This is a genomic window from Amycolatopsis thailandensis (assembly GCF_042723255.1).
GTDB lineage: Bacteria > Actinomycetota > Actinomycetes > Mycobacteriales > Pseudonocardiaceae > Amycolatopsis > Amycolatopsis thailandensis.
Genome location: NZ_JBHXJK010000068.1, coordinates 1 through 18,072, shown reverse-complemented (window position 1 = coordinate 18,072; position 18,072 = coordinate 1). Strand labels below are relative to the sequence as shown.

At 71.3% G+C, this 18,072-nt stretch carries 15 protein-coding genes; all 15 read left to right on the top strand.

Annotation, left to right across the window (positions count from 1 at the left end; genetic code table 11):
• Positions 1–150 precede the first annotated feature (150 nt).
• On the top strand, positions 151–2,271 hold the full coding sequence (locus ACFWMR_RS25555) for an MMPL family transporter (RefSeq protein ID WP_378380167.1): 2,121 nt from the start codon (positions 151–153) through the stop codon (positions 2,269–2,271).
• Positions 2,268–4,424 carry an MMPL family transporter gene (locus ACFWMR_RS25550; protein ID WP_378380166.1) on the top strand — a complete coding sequence of 719 codons (2,157 nt, stop codon included), beginning with the start codon at positions 2,268–2,270 and terminating at the stop codon, positions 4,422–4,424. The genes ACFWMR_RS25555 and ACFWMR_RS25550 overlap by 4 nt, the downstream gene beginning before the upstream one ends.
• A 96-nt stretch (positions 4,425–4,520) precedes the next feature.
• Positions 4,521–5,273 (top strand): SDR family oxidoreductase, encoded by a 753-nt coding sequence (locus ACFWMR_RS25545; protein ID WP_378380165.1) that lies wholly within the window; start codon positions 4,521–4,523, stop codon positions 5,271–5,273.
• A complete protein-coding gene (locus ACFWMR_RS25540; RefSeq protein ID WP_378380164.1) occupies positions 5,266–7,872 on the top strand; it encodes an FAD/NAD(P)-binding protein in 2,607 nt (868 codons plus the stop codon). Before ACFWMR_RS25545 ends, ACFWMR_RS25540 begins: the two co-directional genes overlap by 8 nt.
• A complete protein-coding gene (locus ACFWMR_RS25535) occupies positions 7,856–8,110 on the top strand; it encodes an acyl carrier protein (protein WP_378380163.1) in 255 nt (84 codons plus the stop codon). Before ACFWMR_RS25540 ends, ACFWMR_RS25535 begins: the two co-directional genes overlap by 17 nt.
• Positions 8,107–8,964, top strand: coding sequence for a cupin domain-containing protein (locus ACFWMR_RS25530; protein ID WP_378380162.1), 858 nt, complete (start codon positions 8,107–8,109; stop codon positions 8,962–8,964). The genes ACFWMR_RS25535 and ACFWMR_RS25530 overlap by 4 nt, the downstream gene beginning before the upstream one ends.
• Positions 8,961–10,223: a beta-ketoacyl-[acyl-carrier-protein] synthase family protein gene (locus ACFWMR_RS25525; protein ID WP_378380161.1), complete on the top strand. Its 1,263-nt coding sequence runs from the start codon at positions 8,961–8,963 to the stop codon at positions 10,221–10,223. The genes ACFWMR_RS25530 and ACFWMR_RS25525 overlap by 4 nt, the downstream gene beginning before the upstream one ends.
• Positions 10,220–11,428 carry a beta-ketoacyl synthase N-terminal-like domain-containing protein gene (locus tag ACFWMR_RS25520; protein ID WP_378380160.1) on the top strand — a complete coding sequence of 403 codons (1,209 nt, stop codon included), beginning with the start codon at positions 10,220–10,222 and terminating at the stop codon, positions 11,426–11,428. The genes ACFWMR_RS25525 and ACFWMR_RS25520 overlap by 4 nt, the downstream gene beginning before the upstream one ends.
• 23 nt (positions 11,429–11,451) lie before the next feature.
• Positions 11,452–11,997, top strand: coding sequence for an adenylyl-sulfate kinase (cysC, locus tag ACFWMR_RS25515; RefSeq protein ID WP_378380159.1), 546 nt, complete (start codon positions 11,452–11,454; stop codon positions 11,995–11,997).
• Positions 11,994–12,914: a sulfate adenylyltransferase subunit CysD gene (gene cysD, locus ACFWMR_RS25510; protein ID WP_378380158.1), complete on the top strand. Its 921-nt coding sequence runs from the start codon at positions 11,994–11,996 to the stop codon at positions 12,912–12,914. Before cysC ends, cysD begins: the two co-directional genes overlap by 4 nt.
• Positions 12,914–14,167, top strand: coding sequence for a sulfate adenylyltransferase subunit 1 (locus tag ACFWMR_RS25505; RefSeq protein WP_378380157.1), 1,254 nt, complete (start codon positions 12,914–12,916; stop codon positions 14,165–14,167). The genes cysD and ACFWMR_RS25505 overlap by 1 nt, the downstream gene beginning before the upstream one ends.
• On the top strand, positions 14,164–14,490 hold the full coding sequence (locus ACFWMR_RS25500; protein ID WP_378380156.1) for a TcmI family type II polyketide cyclase: 327 nt from the start codon (positions 14,164–14,166) through the stop codon (positions 14,488–14,490). The genes ACFWMR_RS25505 and ACFWMR_RS25500 overlap by 4 nt, the downstream gene beginning before the upstream one ends.
• Positions 14,487–16,154, top strand: coding sequence for an acetyl-CoA carboxylase carboxyltransferase subunit alpha (locus ACFWMR_RS25495; protein ID WP_378380155.1), 1,668 nt, complete (start codon positions 14,487–14,489; stop codon positions 16,152–16,154). The genes ACFWMR_RS25500 and ACFWMR_RS25495 overlap by 4 nt, the downstream gene beginning before the upstream one ends.
• The gene (gene accB, locus ACFWMR_RS25490) at positions 16,144–16,566 is read left to right on the top strand and encodes an acetyl-CoA carboxylase biotin carboxyl carrier protein (protein ID WP_378380154.1); all 423 of its coding nucleotides are present in this window, start codon (positions 16,144–16,146) and stop codon (positions 16,564–16,566) included. Before ACFWMR_RS25495 ends, accB begins: the two co-directional genes overlap by 11 nt.
• Before the next feature lie 15 nt (positions 16,567–16,581).
• Positions 16,582–17,919 carry an acetyl-CoA carboxylase biotin carboxylase subunit gene (locus tag ACFWMR_RS25485; RefSeq protein WP_378380153.1) on the top strand — a complete coding sequence of 446 codons (1,338 nt, stop codon included), beginning with the start codon at positions 16,582–16,584 and terminating at the stop codon, positions 17,917–17,919.
• Positions 17,920–18,072 lie beyond the last annotated feature (153 nt).

Here is an 18,072-nt window from a genome sequence, read left to right as displayed (position 1 = left end):
TAGATTCCCGTGCGCCACCGGTCTTCCACCGCGCTGGGGAGGCCTTTCTCCCACCATGGGCGGAGACGCGGTACCCCAGCGCGGGGAATTCACAGCGTTCTCCCAGAGCGCTCGCATGGCGGCCGAAGATCCGGGCGCTGGACTTGAGGCATGTCCCGGTTCTCGCGCTTCGTGGTACGTCACAAGCTCTTCGTGGTGTTGTCCTGGCTGGTCGTCACCGGCTTCGGTCTCGTCGCCACCGTCCTGGTCGACGAGCGGTTGGTGAACGACTTCTCGCTACCCGGCCAGCCGGGGTACGAGGCCAATCAGGAGATACAGCGTACCTACGGAACCGGCGGGGACGATCCGCCGCTGATCGCCGTCGTCACCCTGCCCACGGGCAGCACGGTGGACGGCGCCGGCGTCCGTGAGGACCTGAACCGCGCGTTCGCCAAGGCGGGTAAGGAACTCAAGGCGCGGGTCACCTCGTACGGCGACACAGGCGACAGGCATTTCGTCGGTGCGGACGGGCGGACCGTCTACGGCGTGGTGGTGCCGAAGCCCACTCGCGGGGAAAACGCGGATCTGACCGGCAAACTCCGCGACTCGATGACGACAGCGCTCCCACCGGGGATGACCGTACAGGTCACGGGGATCGAGGCGCTGGCGTCGGTGGACGGCACCAAGGGTGTCAGCGTGCTGATCGAAACACTGCTCGGCGGGATCGGCGCGCTGCTGGTGCTGGTGTGGGTGTTCGGCTCACTGCTGGCGTTCGTGCCGCTGCTGATCGCGGTGTGCTCGATCGCCGGTTCGTTCCTGCTGGTCTTCGGCCTGACCGAGATCACCACGGTGAGCCCGATCGTGCAGTTCATCGTGGCGTTGCTGGGACTGGGCGTGGCGATCGACTACTCGCTGCTGCTGGTCACCCGCTGGCGGGAGGAACGCGGAAAGGGATACAGCGCCGAAGAAGCCGTGCACCGCGCGATGGCCACGGCGGGCCGCGCCGTGATCGCCAGCGCGGGCTGCGTCGGGATCGGACTCCTGGCGATGATCTTCCTGCCGGTGCCGTTCCTGCGCAGTGTCGGCTACGGCGGCATGATGATCCCGCTGGTCAGCGCGCTGGCTGTGCTGACGCTGCTGCCGGTGCTGCTGGCGAAGGCCGGCCACCGGCTCGACTGGCCGCGCCGCCGCACCGAATCCGCGCCGGGCCGGGGCTGGAGCGCCTGGGCCCGCGGGATGGTCCGGTACCGCTGGGTGGCGGCGACCACCGCTGGCCTGGCGCTGGCGGCGCTGGCCGTGTTCGGCCTGGACATCCGGCTCGGGCAGCCGGCGAGTTCGTCGCTCGCGCAGTCCGGTCCCGCCTACGACGCGCTGGCCGTGCTGCGCGCGGGCGGCACCCCGACCGGCGTGCTCACGCCGATCGACGTCGGGGTGCCCGTCGGCACCGACCCGGTCACGGTCGCGAAGGACCTTTCCGCGGTGCCCGGGGTGTACACCGCGGTGGCGCCGGACGGTGACGCGTGGCGCCGGGGCGGCTCGGCACTGGTCAGTGTGCTGCCGGTGAACGAAACCGGGACGGACGCGGGCCGGGCGACCATCACCGGTGTGCGCGGGGCGGCGCCGCCCGGTGCGATGGTCGGCGGCGAGGCGGCGCAGAGCATGGACTTCGTCGACGCGGTGTACGGCAGCTTCCCGTTGATGTTCGCGATCATCGCGGCGATCACCTTCCTGGTGCTGGTGCGCTCCTTCCGGTCGTTGCTGCTGCCGCTCAAGGCGGTGCTGCTGAACCTGCTCTCGCTCGGGGCGATCCTCGGCACGATGGTGCTGGTCTGGCAGTACGGCTACGGCTCGGACCTGCTGTGGGACATCCCCGCGATGGGCGCGCTCACCGAGTTCATCCCGGTGATGATCTTCGCCTTCCTCTACGGGCTTTCCATGGACTACGAGGTGTTCCTGCTGGCCAGGATGCGCGAGGAGTACGACCGCACGGGATCGACGGAGGAAGCGGTGGTGGCCGGGATCGGCCGCACCGGGCGCCTGGTCACCAGCGCGGCGCTCATCCTGTTCCTCGCGTTCGCCTCACTGGCCGCCGCGCCACAGCCGGAGATCAAGATGTTCGCGACCGGCCTCGGTCTCGGGGTGCTGCTCGACGCGACGCTGGTGCGCGCGGTGCTGGTGCCCGCCGCGATCGCGGTGATGGGCAAGTGGAACTGGTGGTTGCCCGGCTGGGTGGCGAAAGTGCTCCGGGTGCCGTCGCGGAAGTCCGACCCTGAACTGGTGGAGGCACGATGAAGGCGTTCGCGCGGTGGCTCGTCCGGCACAAAGCGCTGGTGGGACTGTGCTGGCTAGTGGTGTTCGGCGCGGGCGCGTTCACCATGGGCTCGGTCAACGAACGGCTCGACGCGGGGTTCAGTTTCCCCGGCCAAGCGGGTTACGAGGCGAACGAGGAGATCCTCGCCAAGTACGGCAACGGTGGTCCCGGGCACCCTCTGGTCCCGGTGCTCACCCTCGCCGCCGGGAGCACCGTCGACGACCCCCCTGTCGGCGGTGCTCTATCGGCGGCTTTCGCCGAGCTCGACGGCCAGGGCCTGCGGACGGTCGGCTACCCGGGGACGGGGGATCGCGCGTTCGTGTCGACGGACGGGCGGACCACCTGGGGACTGGTCTATACACCGTATTTCCACCATGACGCGGACAAACAGCGAGCGGAACTGTCGGCTTCGGTCGAAACAACGCTGAAGAAGGCCTTTCCAGGTGCGGAGATCCGGCTGACCGGGCTCGACAAACTCGCCGAGACCGAGGAAGAGGACGAAGGCGCGTCCGCGACCACGCTGACCGAGGCCCTGATCGGCGCGGCGGCGGCGCTGATCATCCTCGCGGTGACCTTCGGATCACTGCTGGCGTTCACCCCGCTGCTGGTCGCGGCGGTGTCCATCCTGTCGGGGTTCCTGGTCGTCTTCGGGCTCACCTTCGTCATCGGAATCGCCGATCTGGTGCAGTACGTGCTGGTGTTCGTCGGGCTCGGGGTGGCGATCGACTACGCGCTGCTGTTCGTCACCCGCTGGCGGGAGGAACGGCAGAACGGGCTCGACGCGGAAGGCGCGGTGGTCGCCGCGATGGCCACCGCCGGCCGTGCGGTGGTGGTCAGCGGGGCGACGGTGGCGGTCGGGCTCACCGTGCTGGCGGTGATCCCGAGCCCAGGGCTGCGGAGTATGGCCGTCGGCGGGGTGCTGGTGCCGTTGTTCAGCGCGCTGGTGACCCTCACCCTGTTGCCGGTTCTCCTCGCCGCGCAAGGGGATCGGCTGGAATGGCCGCACCGTGCGCGCGCGAAGACGGTGGGCAGGCTGTGGACGAGGTGGGCGTCCGCGGTGTATCGCCGTCGCTGGCTCGCGATGGCGGCCGCGCTGGCGATCCTCGTGCCGCTGGGTATCGCCGCGTTGAACCTGCGGCTCGGCGACGCGCCCTCGGAGGTGCTGGTGAAACCGGGGCCTGCCCGCGCCGCGCTCGACACGGCGAAGACCGGTGGGATGCCGACGGGCCTGCTCACCCCGATCGAGGTCGTGGTGCCCGAAGACGCGGACGAGACAGCGCTGGCGTCCCGGCTTCGCACGGTCGACGGAGTGCGCACGGTCGTCATGCCGGATACCGCGGCCTGGGACGACGGCGACACGCGGATCGTCGGGGTGCTGCCCGTGGCGGAATCGTCGACCGCGGCGGGGCAGGAGACCGTCGGGAAGGTCCGTGACCTGGTGCGCGACACCGAACCGTCGGCGCGCGTCGGGGGCAGCGGGGCTCAGCTGATCGACGAGATCGACGATCAGTACGGGCTGTTCCCGTTACTGCTGCTGCTGATCGCGCTGGTGTCGTTCGTGGTGCTGGCGCGTGCCTTCCGGTCCTTGGTGCTGGCCGCGCAGGCCGTGGTGCTGAACCTGCTCTCGGTAGGCGCCGCGTACGGCGCGCTCGTGCTGGTCTGGCAGGAGGGCTACGGCTCGCAGCTGATCTGGGGCATTCCGGCGCTGGGCTCGGTCAGCACCACGGTGCCGTTGCTGACCTTCGCGTTCCTTTTCGGCCTGTCCATGGACTACGAGGTGTTCCTGCTGGCCAGGATGCGCGAGGAGTACGACCTGACCGGCTCGACGCACGCGGCGGTGGTCACCGGTCTCGGCCGGGTCGGCAGGCTGGTGACCTGCGCGGCGCTGATCCTGTTCGTCTCGTTCGCTTCGCTCGCGGCACTGCCGGAGATCCACGCGAAGGTGATGGCGACCGGTCTCGGCGCGGCGATCCTGCTCGACGCGACCGTGCTCCGGATGCTCCTGCTTCCCGCGCTGGTGGCGATCAGCGGGCGCTGGACGTGGTGGATGCCGGAGCGGGTGGCCGCGATCCTGCGCGTACCACCATCCACAGTGGACAAGAGGTCCACCTCGGCGACCGCCACCGGCCGCTGAGGGGAGGCGGTCACTCGTCCTCGGGGATGAAGACGCGCCTTCCGCTCCGCCCGCATGCTCGGAATCGACAGAGCGGGCGGGGCGGAAGGACAGCACATGGGGACGACGGGACCGGCTTTCCTGGTGACCGGGGCGACCGGACCGGTGGCGGAAGCCACCATCCGGCTGATGGCGAAGCGAGGTGACCGGCTGCTGCTGACCGGCCGCGACCGGGCCCGGCTCGCCGAGCTCGACCGGGCGTACGGCGCGGAAGGCCAGGTCGAGACGTACGCCGTCGACGTCACCGCGCCCGGCGGAGCCGAAGAGGCGGCGGCGCGGGCTGCCGAGCGGTTCGGCGGGCTCGGCGGGCTGGTGCACCTGGTCGGCTCGTTTCACGCGGGGCCGGTGGTGTTCACCGGCGCCGAGCACTACGAACGGCTGCTGCGGGTGAACTTCCTGTCCGCGGTGACCGTCACCCAAGCGGTGTTGCCGAGGCTGAGCGACGGTGGGCGCCTGGTCTATTTCGGCACCCCGCTCGCGCAGGAACCGTTGGCCGCGTTGTCGGCGTACGCGGCGAGCAAGGCGGCGCTGCTCGCCTGGGTCCGGTCGCTGGCACACGAGGTCAAGCACCGGGGCGTCCACGCCAACGCCGTCGTGATGACCATGGCGGACACCCCGCAAGCCCGTGCCGACCGCCCACAGGCGGACTTCAGCGAAGCGGTCACACCCGAACTCGTGGCCGGCGCGGTCGGGTTCCTCACCAGCGACGCCGCCGACGGGCTGTACGGCAGCCTCGTGCCGGTCCTCGGCCGCTTCGGGTTCAGCACCGCACTCGCCGCCGGACCGCCCAGAGGAGGCGGAAATGGCTGAGCGGCAACGGATCGCGATAGTCGGTGCCGGTGCGGCGGGTACGTTGACCGCCGCTTGCCTGCTGACCGAGCCAGGGGTCGCCGTGCACCTGATCGACCCGTCGCCGCACACCGGGCGCGGGCGGGCGTACGGCACCCGGGATCGGCGCCATCTGCTGAACGTGCCAGCCGGGCGGATGAGCGCGTCCACAAAGGACCCGGACGGGTTCGTGCGCTGGCTCGGCGGCGCAGGTGCGGGCGGCGACTTCGTCTCCCGCTGGACCTACGGCAGCTATCTCGCCGACCGGCTCGCCGACGCCGCCAGGTCTTCGTCGAGCACGCTGATCAGGACCCACGAGCGGGTGACCGGCCTGCGGCCAGGACTCGAACTCGTGCTGGCGTCCGGTTCCGTGGTGACAGCCGACGCCGCGGTGCTGGCGCTGGGCACTTTCGCCACGCGCACCCGATGGGCGCCGCCCTGGCTGGCGGGCTCGCCGCGATTCGTGGCCGATCCTTGGCTGCCCGGCGCGCTCGACGCCGTCCCGGACACCGCCGACGTCCTGCTCGTCGGCAGCGGGCTGACCGCCGTCGATGTCGCGGTCACGCTCGCCGGGGCAGGCAGGCGGGTGCATCTGGTGTCCCGGCACGGTTGGCTGCCGCGTGCGCATTCCCCGGAACCGGCGGGCGTGATCCCGGCGCCCGAGCTGCCCGTCGGACGCGGGCTCGGCGAGCTCCGGGCGGCCGTGCTGGCACATTTCCGTTCCTGTATCAGGACTTCCGGTGACTGGCGGTCCGCGATCGACGGGCTGCGCCCGGTCACCGCCGAGCTCTGGCAGGGGCTTTCACTGACCGATCGGATCCGGTTCCTCGGTGAGGACAGCCGGATGTGGGAGGTGCACCGGCACCGGATGGCGCCCGCCGCGGCCGAGGCCGTGGCCACCCTGCGCGACGAGGGGCTGCTGACCGTCCGCGCCGCCGAGGTCGACGGGATCACCGAGACCGCGGCCGGGCTGCTCGTCCGCCTCTCCGGTGGCGAGGAACTGACCGTCGGCGCGATCGTCAACTGCGCCGGTGCGCAGGACGATCTTCGCGAGGTCGGCGACCCGCTGCTCGATTCCTTGCTCTCGGCCGAGATCGCCACGCCGGGTCCGCTCGGACTGGGACTGGACACCGACGAGAACGGGCGGCTGGTCTCGGCCGCGGGCCTGCCACTGTGGACGTTGGGCGCGCCGCGTCGAGGCAGTCTCTGGGAGACCACGGCCATCCCGGAGATCCGGGACCAGGCCCAGCGGATCGCCGAGGCGATCCGCGACCGGAGAACGTCACGGGGAAGGCGCCGGGACCGCGACCAGTACGGGTTGCCGCTGACCGCCAACGCGGCGGCCGCCGAGCACTACCGCGAAGGACTCGGCCGCCTGCTCCGCGTGGAGTCGGGCGCCGGCGAGTCGATGCTCGCCGCGGTCGAGGCCGACCCCTCGTTCGCGCTCGGTCACGCGGTGATCGCGCTGCTGGGCAAGGAAGGCGAGCTCGCCGTGACGCCCGCCGCGGCGTTGGCGGCGGCTCGCGCCGCGGCGGGTGACGAGCGGGAACGCGGGTTCGTCGCGGCGGTCGACGCGCTCGTCACCGCCGCCGAGCCGACACCGTTGCTGAGGCACATCCGGGCGCATCCGCGTGACGCGCTCGCGGTCAGCATCGCGGTGCCGACCATCGCGTTCGGCGGGGTCACCGCCGGGCGTGACACCTGGGAACTGGTCGAAGGGCTCGCGGCGGCGTACGGCCGGGACTGGTGGTACCTCAGCCAGCTGGCGTTCATCCGGCAGGACCAGAGCCGCTGGGACGAGGCCGAGGACCTCGCCGTGCGCGCCCTCGCGGACGAACCGGGCGCCGGGCACGCCGTCCACGCGCGGGCTCACGTGTTCTATGAAACCGGCAGGCACGAGGAAGGCAGGCGCTGGCTGGACTCGTGGATCGAGGGCACTAGCCGCGAGGCCAACCAGCTGGCGCACTTCTCCTGGCACGCCGCGTTGCACGACATAGCGTTGTGCGACGTCGAAGCGGTCCGCCGCCGGTATCTCGACCGGCTCGCGCCACCGCTGGTGACCGGCGCGCGATCGCTGGTCGATTCCGCGTCCCTGCTCTGGCGTTGTCAGGTGACCGATTCCTGGCCGGGCGCCACCCCGGAGCTCGATCAGGTGCCGTGCGGCTGGCTCAGCAGGCCGCCCAACGCCTTCGTCGCGCTGCACAGCGCGGTCGCGCTGGCCGCGGCAGCTGACCGGGCCGGGCTCGCCGCGTTGCGGACCTACGCCGAGGCCCAGGGCGAACCGGTCTTCGGTGGCGTGGTCGCCGGGCTGTGCGAGGGACTGCGGTCGGTGCTCGACCAGGACTTCGGCCGGGCGGCGGACACACTCGCCGCGTTGCGTGACCGGCTGCCGGGCCTCGGCGGCAGCGCGGCACAACGGGACATCGTCGAGGAAACCCTGCTGTACGCCCAGATACAGGCGGGAAGGCAGCGGGACGCGGCGGCGCTGCTCGACGCGAGGCTGGACCGTCGTCCGTCCGAACTGGACAGACGACGACTGACGGATATCCGAATCAGGGGGAACCATGCTGCTGTCCGATGAACACGTCCGTGAGCTGCTCGCCGCCGTGGGGGCGGGAACGCGGCCGGGCGCGGAAGATTTCGACCGCTCCTTCGAGGAGCTGGAGCTGGATTCGCTGGCCAGAATGGAGATCGCGAGCCGGGTCCAGGCCAGGTTCGGGATCGACATCGAGGAGGCGCTCACCCCGGACGAGACCCCGGCCGGGTTGCTCGCGCTGGTCAACGACCGGCTGCTCGCCGCGCGCGGAGGTGCCGCGTGATCGGGCACACCGAGAACGAGATCGAGATCGCCGCCCCGGTCGGCTTCGTCTGGACCAAGGTCAACGACGTCCGGGCCTGGCCCGGGCTGTTCACCGAGTACGCCGCCGTCGAGGTCTTGGAGGAAGCCGAAGACCGGGTCACGTTCCGGCTCACGATGCACCCGGACGAGCAGGGCCGGGTCTGGTCTTGGGTCTCCGAGCGCTGGTGGGACAGCGAACGGCGGACGGTGCGCGCACGGCGGATCGAGCCGGGGCCGTTCGAGTACATGAACATCGCCTGGACCTTCGAGGAGCTCGCGCCCGACCGCACCCGGATGCGCTGGGTGCAGGACTTCCGGATGCGGCCGGACGCGCCGGTGGACGACGCGGGGATGACGGCGCGGATCAACACCAACAGCGTCGTCCAGCTCGAAGTCATCCGGGAGCGGGTCGAGCGGATGCGGTGCGGTGTCGTCGGTTTCGGCGCCGTGCCGTCGAACCGGCGCCGCGGCGGTGACCTGCGCGCGATGGTGTCCCCGGCGACCGCCGGCACGACAGCGGGCTTCTGCGGCGCGGTGCGGCTGGCGCCCGGAGAGCGGGTGGCCGAGCACTACCACCCCTACTCCGAGGAGTACCTCTACCTCGCTTCCGGGCTGTTGCGGGTGGACCTGGACGGGGAACCGGCCGAGCTGCCCGCCGACCACGCGCTGCTGATCCCGCGCGGCGTCCGGCACCGGCTGGTGAACGTCGGGGAGACCGAGGCGCTGGCGGTGTTCTCGCTCGCCCCGCTGGCGCCGCGGCCGGAGCTCGGGCATGTGGACACCGAGGCGGCGGCGCCCGCCCGTGAGGCGGCCGTCGCGGGGCAGGTCCCGTGAGGCGCGCGGTGATCACCGGGATCGGGGTGGTCGCGCCGGGTGGCCCCGACCGGGAACGGTTCTGGACCCGGATCGTCGGCGGAAAGCCCGCGATCCGGCCCATCGGCTGTTTCGACGCGGCCGCCTACCGCTCGCGGGTCGCGGCCGAATGCGATTTCACTCCCGCCGACTACGGGCTCACCCCGAGGGAGGTGCGGCGGACCGATCGGTTCGTGCAGTTCGCGCTGGCCGCGGCGGACGAGGCGGTGGCCGACTCCGGGCTCGACTTCACGGTCTCGGATCCCGATCGGGCAGGCGTCTGCCTCGGCTCGGCGGTGGGCGCCACCATCCGGCTGGAGGACGAGTACGTGGTGGCGAGCGACCACGGCCGCGACTGGCTGGTCGACCACACACACTGCCTGCCGTTCCTTCATCAGGCGCTGGTCCCGAGCTCCGCGGCCGCGGAGCTCGCCGTCCGCTTCGGCGTGCACGGACCGGCGAGCGTGGTGTCCACCGGGTGCACGTCCGGCATCGACGCGCTGGGCCAGGCGTTCGCGTCGGTCCAGGACGGCTGGGCCGACGTGATGATCGCCGGCGCGTCGGACGCGCCGATCTCGCCGATCACGGTGGCCTGTTTCGACGCGATCCGGGCCACCAGCCCGCGTAACGACGAACCGGAGCTCGCTTCGCGGCCGTTCGACGCGAACCGGCAGGGCTTCGTGCTCGGGGAGGGTTCCGCGGTGCTGATCGTCGAGGAACTCGCGCACGCGCGGGCCCGCGGCGCCCGGATCTACTGTGAGGTCACCGGCTACGCCGCGCGCGCCAACGGCTTCCACATGACCGGCCTGCGGCCGGACGGCGCCGAGCTGGCCGAGGCGATCACCGACGCGCTGGGCCAGGCACGGCTCGGGCCCGACGAGCTCGGGTACATCAGCGCGCATGGCTCGGGAACCAAGCAGAACGACCGGCACGAGACCTCGGCCTACAAGAAGGCGCTGGGCGAGGCGGCGCGGAAGGTGCCGATCAGCTCCATCAAATCGGTGATCGGACATTCGCTCGGCGCGATCGGCTCGCTCGAAATGGCGGCCTGCGCGCTCGCGATCGAGCGCGGCGTGGTGCCGCCGACGGCCAACCTCACCGAGCCGGATCCGGAGTGCGATCTGGACTATGTCCCGGTGCACCCCCGGGAAACCGTTGTGCCGCACGCGCTTTCGGTCGGCAGCGGATTCGGCGGCTTTCAGTCGGCGATGGTGTTCTCGGCAGTACGGGAGGCGGCATGAGCGCCGTGATCACCGGTATCGGGGTCGTCGCGCCGACCGGTATCGGGGTGGCCGAGCATTGGAAAGCGAGCCTGGCCGGCGTGCACGCGCTCAGTGCCCTCCCGGAGTCCCCGATCCCGCTGGCGGGCCGGGTGCCCGGGTTCGAGGGCGCGGACCACGTCGACCCGCGGTTGCTGGTCCAGACGGACCGCTGGACCTGGTTCACGCTGGCCGCGAGCGACCTGGCCTTCTCGGACGCCCGGTTCGATCCCGCGGCCGTCGATCCGCTGCGGTTGTCGGTGGTCACGGCGAGCGGCTCCGGCGGAAACGCGTTCGGCCAGCGGGAGATCGAGGCGCTCTGGCGTGACGGGCCCCGCGCGGTCAGCGCCTACCAGTCCATCGGCTGGTTCTACGCCGCGGCGAGCGGCCAGTTGTCCATCAAACATCAGCTCAAGGGCCCGTGCGGGGTGGTCGTCGCCGACGCGGCGGGCGGGATCGACGCGGTCACGCAGAGCCTGCGGCTGCTGCGGGACAGCAGCGATCTCGTGCTGGTCGGTGCGGCGGAAGCACCGCTCTCGCCGTACGCGCTGGCCTGTCAGAGCGGGCGCACCGAGCTCAGCCGTGATGATGAGCCGCGGACCGCGTACCGGCCGTTCCACCCGGAAGCGTGCGGGTTCGTCCCGGGCGAGGGCGGGGCCATGCTGGTGCTCGAGTCTCCGGCGAGGGCGGCGGCCCGCGGTGCCGAGGCGTACGCGGAGATCGTGGCGACGGCGTCCACCCACGACGGGCATCATCCGGTGGATCCGCCGCCGGACAGCGCCCAGCTCGTGCGCGTCCTGAGACTGGCGGTGGGACGGGCCGGGCTGACACCGGCGGAGATCGACGTCGTGTTCGCCGACGGGCTGGGTGATCCGAGGTGGGACGCGCTGGAAGCCGAAGCGATCCGCACGGTGTTCGGCCGGGTCCCGGTGGCGGTGCCCAAGACGATGACCGGACGGCTGTGTTCGGGCGGGGCGGCGCTGGACATCGCCTGGGCCGCGCTCGCACTGGAGCACGCCGTCATCCCGCCTTCGGCGCATCTCGACGGCGCGGGCACGCGGCTCGGGCTGGACGTCGTCACCGAAGCCAGGGAACGACCACTGCGCACCGCGCTGGTGCTCGCCCGCGGCGCCGGCGGTTTCAACGCCGCGGCGGTGCTCCGCAGGCCGCCGGAAGGGAAGAGCTGATGTCTGCCAGTCCACTTCGGACAGTGTCCGCGACGGAGGCGCCGTCCGCCGGCGCGACCGTCTGGCTCACCGGCCTGCCGAGCGCGGGCAAGACCACGCTCGCCCATGCCGTGACCGGCAGGCTGCCCGGCCCGGCGGAAGTGCTCGACGGCGACGAGCTCAGGGCGGTGCTGAGCCCCGAGCTCGGGCACTCCCGGGCCGACCGCGCGCTGAACGTGAGCCGGATCGGCTACCTGGCAAGGCTTCTCGCCCGGAACGGGATCACCGCGGTCGTCGCGGTGGTGTCGCCGTTCGCCGACGCGAGGCTGAAGGTCCGCGCCGAGCACGCGGCCGAAGGCGTTCCGTTCGTCGAGGTGCATGTCGCCACGCCGTTGAGGATCTGCCGGGAACGGGACGTGAAGGGTCTCTACGAGCGGTGGCGCACGGGTGAGGTGCGTGAGCTGACCGGGGTGGACAGCCCGTACGAGCCACCGGAGGATCCGGAGCTGTGGCTCGACACCACCGGCCGGTCGTTGTCGTCCTGCGCCGGAGAGGTGTGCGCGGCCTTGGCGGACCGGGTGCGCCGATGAACCGGCCCGCGTCCGCCATCGGCGCGGCCACCACCCGGCTGGCCGCGCTCGTGGACGAGAGCGTGCACATCATCCGCGAGGTGGCGGGCCAGTTCCGACGGCAGGCATTGCTGTTCTCCGGTGGCAAGGACTCGATGGTCCTGCTCGATCTCACCCGGCGCGCGTTCCGGCCGTGCGCCTTGCCGTTCCCGCTGCTGCACGTCGACACCGGTACGAACTTCGGCGAGGTGCTCGAATTCCGGGACCGGGTGGCGGCCGCCTACGGCGCCGAGCTGATCGTGGCGTCCGTCCAGCGCAGCATCGAATCCGGCCGGGCCAAGGAGAAACCCGGTGGCACGCGCAACCGCCTCCAGTCGGTGACCTTGCGCGACGCCATCACGGAAAACGGTTTCGACGCGTTGCTCGCCGGCGCGCGGCGGGACGAGGAGAAAGCACGCGCGAAGGAGCGCGTGTTCTCCATCCGTGACGAGTTCGCGCGCTGGGATCCACGGCGGCAGCGGCCCGAACTGTGGGAGATCTACAACGGCAGATTGCGCCGGGGTGAGCACGCGCGCGTGTTCCCGCTGTCCAACTGGACCGAGGCCGATATCTGGACCTATGTCGCCGAGTACGGCATCGACCTGCCGGAGTTGTACTTCGCGCGGGAACGCCTGGTCGTCGAACGGAGCGGGCGCTGGGTCGCGGTCACCGAACACACCCCGGCCGCGCCGGGCGAGCGCGCGATCCGGCTGCCGGTGCGCTACCGGACCGTCGGCGACGCCACCTGCACGGCCGCCGTCCGGTCGACGGCGGGCTCGCCGGCCGAGGTACTGCGCGAAACGCTCGAGGCGACGGTCAGCGAGCGGGCGGCGACGCGACTCGACGATCGCGACGGCGACTTCGCCATGGAGGATCGCAAACGGGAGGGATACTTCTGATGGGGGAACCGGTGACACCCGCGTCGCTGCGCGTCGCGACCGCGGGGTCGGTGGACGACGGGAAGTCGACCTTGGTCGGCAGGCTGCTCCAGGAGACCCGGTCGCTGACAGCCGATCAGCTGGCGGGCGCCCGGCGGCCCGGGACGGGCGAGACCGAACTCGCGCTGGTGGTGGACGGGCTGCGCGCGGAGCGGGAACAGGGCATCACGATCGACGTCGCCTATCGCTACTTTTCCACGCCGAGAAGGTCTTTCGTCCTCGCCGACACACCGGGGCACCGGCAGTACACGCGCAACATGGTCACCGGCGCGAGCACCGCGGACGTCGTGGTGGTGCTCGTCGACGCGGCCAAGGGAATGACCGGGCAAACGCGCAGGCATCTCGGGGTGACCGGCCTGCTGCGGGTACCGCGGCTAGTGGTCGCGATCGGGAAGATGGACCTCGTCGGCTACTCCGAATCGGCGTTCGACGAGGTGGCGCGCGACTTCGGCGAGTTCGCGGCCACGGTGGACCTCCCGCCGTTCCGGCTGATCCCGCTGGCGGCGTTGCACGGTGACAACGTCACCACGCGCTCACGGCGGATGCCTTGGTACGAGGGGCCTTCACTGCTCGAATATCTGGAGACCGTGCGGATCGGCGCGCCGCCGTCACGAGGGTTGCGGCTGCCCGTGCAGTATGTCCTGCGCGGGCCGGACGGCCGCCGCCGGGTGACGGGCCGGGTCGCCGGTGGCACGGTCAGGCTCGGCGACGTGGTCACCGTGCTGCCGTCGCGGGAGAAGACGTCCGTCACCGGCCTGGCCGGGCCGGACGGCGCGCTGGACGAAGCGGGTGCGGGCCGCTCGGTGTCCGTCTCGCTGGCCGACGAGCTCGACGTCGGCAGGGGCGGCCTGGTGGTGACGAACCCGCCACCGGGTCGCCGCACCGTGCGCTTGACCGTGTGCTGGCTCGCCGAAAGCCCGCTGCGGGCCGGGGACCGGATTTCGGTACGGCACGGCACGGCCGAGATACCGGCCACGGTGCTGGGCGTGCCAGCCAAGCTGGAGATCGACGGCCCGGGGACGGGGCCCGCGACACCGGACGGCGAGCTGACGCTCAACGACCTCGGGACGGTGACCGTCGCGCTCGCCGAGCCGCTGTGGGCGGATCCGTACCGGGACTGCCGCGCGAACGGCGCGGTACTGCTGCTGGATCCGCACGACGGCGACACGCTCGGCGCGGGCATGGTCCAGGACATCGACGAGGGGGAAGCATGACCACGAGGACTTTGATCGTCGCCAGGCTGGAGCCCGGCTCCGCCCCGGACGTGGCAAGGCTGTTCGGCGCGTCCGATCGGACCGAGCTGCCGAGAGTGCTCGGCGTCCGGAGCAGGCGGCTGTACAGCTACCACGATCTCTATTTCCACCAGGTCGAATTCGACGGCGACGCGGGTGAGGCACTGAGGCTCGCGCAGGGGCGCCCCGACTTCACCGCGCTTTCGGCCGAGCTGGCCCGGTTCGTGCGCCCCTACGACCCGGTGACCTGGCGCGGCCCGGCGGACGCGGTCGCCGGGGAGTTCTACAACTGGTACCGGCCATGACACTGCAAGCGACCCGCTCGGCGCGGGAGGTCGAAACCAGGCGGTGGATCCGGTGCGTCCACTGTGGAGTGACGCAGTACCTGCCCAAACTGGTGCGCGCCCAGCAGGTGTGCCCCGACTGCGGCGGTTACGGGAGGCTCGACGGGCCGGAACGGCTCGCGCGGCTGCTCGACCCGGATTCGTACTCGCCGTTGCCCCGGCGTATCCGTTCCGCGGACCCGTTGGGGTTCACCGATGTGCGGCCCTACGCCGAACGGCTGGCGAAGGCCCGCGGCCGGACCGGCCTCGACGACGTCGTGCTCGCCGGCACCGGCACCGTACGTGACGTGCCCGTGGTCATCGCGGTGCTCGACTTCCGGTTCCTGGGCGGCAGCATGGGTTCGGCCGCCGGTGAGGCGGTGACCGTGGCGGCCGAGACGGCATTGGCCACCGGCAGGCCGCTGGTGCTGGTGGTGGCCTCCGGCGGCGCGCGGATGCAGGAGGGCTGTCTCTCGCTGATGCAGATGGCCAAGACCGGACAGGCGCTGGCGGATCTGCGCCGGGCCGGCGTCGGGTCGGTCTGCGTGCTCACCGACCCGACCTTCGGCGGGGTCACCGCCTCCTTCGCGACACTGGGGGACGTGCTGATCGCGGAGCGCGGCAGCCTGATCGGCTTCGCCGGGCCGAGAGTGATCGAGGCGGCCACCCGCAGCGCGCTGCCCGCGGGGTTCCAGACCGCGGAGTACCTGTACCAGCGGGGAATGCTCGATCTGGTCGAGACCCGTGAAGGTCTCCGGCCACTGCTCGGCCGGGTGCTCACCCTGATGACCGAGGGAAAGCCGCCGCACGCGGAAGAGACGGGGCCGCCGGACCCGGTCCGGGAACGGCCCGCCGCCGAGACGCTCAAGCTGGCGCGGGAAATCACCCGGCCGACCACAGTGGACTACATCGGCCTGTTGTGCGACGACTTCGTCGAACTGCACGGAGACCGCTGCGGCGGTGACGATCCGGCGATCGTGGCCGGGCTCGCCTCGCTGCGTGGCGTCCGGGTGATGGTGATCGGCCATCAGCGCGGGCACACCACGGCGGAATTGCTGGAGCGCAATTTCGGCATGGCCAATCCCGGCGGCTATCGCAAGGCGTTGCGGCTCATGAAGCTCGCCGAGCGACTGAGACTGCCGGTGGTGACCTTCGTGGACACCCAGGGCGCCGCACCGGGGATCGAGGCGGAACAAGGCGGACAGGCGTGGGCGATCGCCGAGGCCATCGCCGGGATGTCCGAGCTGACCGTGCCGGTGGTCGCCACGGTCACCGGTGAGGGCGGCAGCGGAGGCGCACTCGCCGTCGCGGTCGCGAACACCGTGCTGATGCTGGAGAACGCCTGCTATTCGGTGATCAGCCCGGAAAGCTGCTCGACGATCCTCTACGGCTCCCCGTCGCACGCCGCGACGATGGCTGACCGGCTGCGGATCACCGCACCCGAGTTGCTGCGGCTGGGTGTCATCGACGCCATCGTGCCGGAACCGGAGGGCGGAGCGCAGGCGGCGCCCCGGGAAGCGGCCGAAGCCGTCGGCACCGCGATTCTGGGCGCGCTGGCCGAATTCACCACGTTCGGGCCGGAGGAGCTGCGTGCGCACCGGCACGCGCGGTTCCGGCGGATGGGGGAGGTGGCCGATGCCGGATGAACTCCGCGCGCTGCGTGAAGAGACGATCGCGTTGCTCAAGGAGCTGCCGGGCGTCCCGTCTTGCCTGACCGTGCGGGCGGGCGACTGCTCGGTCGAGGTGGCCTTTCCCGACGGCGCGCCGCGGCCGGCCCCCTCGGTGGAGAAGGATCCCACGCCCGACGACGAGCTCCTCGCGATCACCGCACCGCTGGTCGGCACCTATTACGCGGCGCCCGCGCCGGGGAGCGAACCGTTCGTGAAAGTCGGCGATCACGTGGAGCCCGGCCAGAACGTCGCGATCGTCGAGGCGATGAAGCTGATGAACCATGTGACGGCCGAATGGCCCGGCGAGGTGGTCGAGGTCCCGGTCGGCGACGGGGAACCGGTCGAATTCGGTCAGCCGCTGGTGCTCATCCGGCCGTCGCCGGGCTGAAAGGGGGAGTGGCCTGTGTTCGAGAAGATCCTGATCGCCAACCGCGGCGAGATCGCGCTCCGCGTCGCGCGGACCTGCCGGGAAATGGGCATCGGTTCCGTCGCGGTGTATTCGACCGCGGACCGCGACGGTGCCGTCGCCGGTTACGCCGACGAAGCCGTCCACATCGGACCGCCCGCCGCGCAACGCAGTTATCTGAACATCCCCAACATCATCGAGGCGGCGTTGCGCTGCGGCGCCGACGCGATCCACCCTGGTTACGGCTTTCTCTCGGAGGACCCGGACTTCGCGCGGATCTGCGCGGACAACGGCATCACCTTCATCGGCCCGGCGCCGGAGGTGATGGAACAGGTGGCGGACAAGGCGATCGTGCGGCGGCTGATGGCCGAGGCCGGGCTGCCGGTGCTGCCGGGCAGCGACGGACGGGTCCCGTCACTGGCCGAAGCGGAGGAGATCGCGGCCGCCATCGGTTACCCGGTCGTGGTGAAGGCCGCCGCGGGCGGCGGTGGCCGCGGCATCGGGGTCGCCGCCGACCCCGCCGCGCTGCGCGCGACGTTCGCGGAGGTCACCGCGCTGGGCAGCGCGCTCTTCGGCGACGGGAGCGTCTATCTGGAGCGGCTCGTCACCGACGCGAGACACGTCGAGGTCCAGGTGCTGTGCGGTCCGGACGGCGCGGTGCACCTGGGCGAACGGGACTGTTCTTTGCAGCGGCGCAAGCAGAAGCTGATCGAGGAGTCCCCGGCGCCGAACCTGCCGCCGGGGCTGCGCGAGCGCCTCGGCGAGTTCGCGCTGCGGGGAGTCCGCAGTCTCGGCTACACCGGCGCGGGCACCGTCGAATTCCTCGTCGACGCCGGCGGCGAGCCGACCTTCATGGAGATCAACGCACGGATCCAGGTCGAGCATCCGGTCACCGAGATGGTCACCGGCGTCGACCTGATCCGCGCCCAGATCCGGGTGGCCGCGGGTGAGCCGCTCGGGCTGACGCAGTCCGACATCCGGCCCACCGGCGCGGCGATCGAGTGCCGGGTCAACGCGGAGGACCCGGACAACGGGTTCCGCCCCGCACCCGGTGCGCTGGAGTCGTTCCGGCCGCCGTCGGGCCCCTGGACAAGAGTGGACTCCGGATTCGAAGAGGGTGACCTGGTCCCGTCCTTCTACGACTCCTTGCTCGCCAAGGTGATCGTCTGGGCTCCTAGCCGCGAAGAGGCCATCGCTCGCTGTGAGCGGGCACTCGGCGAATTCGCCGTTTCCGGCCCCGGCGTCGCGACGACCCTGCCGTTCACCCGTCGGCTGCTGGCCGACCCGGCCTTCCTCGCCGGCGAGCACACCACCACGCTGATCGAAAACCTGTGAGGAGCTCATTTCCAGTTGGAACGCCCGTTTTGGGAACTTTGCGTGGTTTCGCGAAGGAGTCGTGAGTGGCGTTTCGGGTTATTGAGGGGTAAGGCAAAGGTGTCTTGCTGGAGGTGATGTCCGTGAAGGCCTCCTTGAGGGACCCTGGGTCCC

Coding starts and splice junctions, on each gene's coding strand:
- ACFWMR_RS25555 (WP_378380167.1), top strand. CDS start 151: ATGTCCCGGTTCTCGCGCTTCGTGGTACGTCACAAGCTCTTCGTGGTG.
- ACFWMR_RS25550 (WP_378380166.1), top strand. CDS start 2,268: ATGAAGGCGTTCGCGCGGTGGCTCGTCCGGCACAAAGCGCTGGTGGGA.
- ACFWMR_RS25545 (WP_378380165.1), top strand. CDS start 4,521: ATGGGGACGACGGGACCGGCTTTCCTGGTGACCGGGGCGACCGGACCG.
- ACFWMR_RS25540 (WP_378380164.1), top strand. CDS start 5,266: ATGGCTGAGCGGCAACGGATCGCGATAGTCGGTGCCGGTGCGGCGGGT.
- ACFWMR_RS25535 (WP_378380163.1), top strand. CDS start 7,856: ATGCTGCTGTCCGATGAACACGTCCGTGAGCTGCTCGCCGCCGTGGGG.
- ACFWMR_RS25520 (WP_378380160.1), top strand. CDS start 10,220: ATGAGCGCCGTGATCACCGGTATCGGGGTCGTCGCGCCGACCGGTATC.
- cysD (WP_378380158.1), top strand. CDS start 11,994: ATGAACCGGCCCGCGTCCGCCATCGGCGCGGCCACCACCCGGCTGGCC.
- ACFWMR_RS25505 (WP_378380157.1), top strand. CDS start 12,914: ATGGGGGAACCGGTGACACCCGCGTCGCTGCGCGTCGCGACCGCGGGG.
- ACFWMR_RS25500 (WP_378380156.1), top strand. CDS start 14,164: ATGACCACGAGGACTTTGATCGTCGCCAGGCTGGAGCCCGGCTCCGCC.
- ACFWMR_RS25495 (WP_378380155.1), top strand. CDS start 14,487: ATGACACTGCAAGCGACCCGCTCGGCGCGGGAGGTCGAAACCAGGCGG.
- accB (WP_378380154.1), top strand. CDS start 16,144: ATGCCGGATGAACTCCGCGCGCTGCGTGAAGAGACGATCGCGTTGCTC.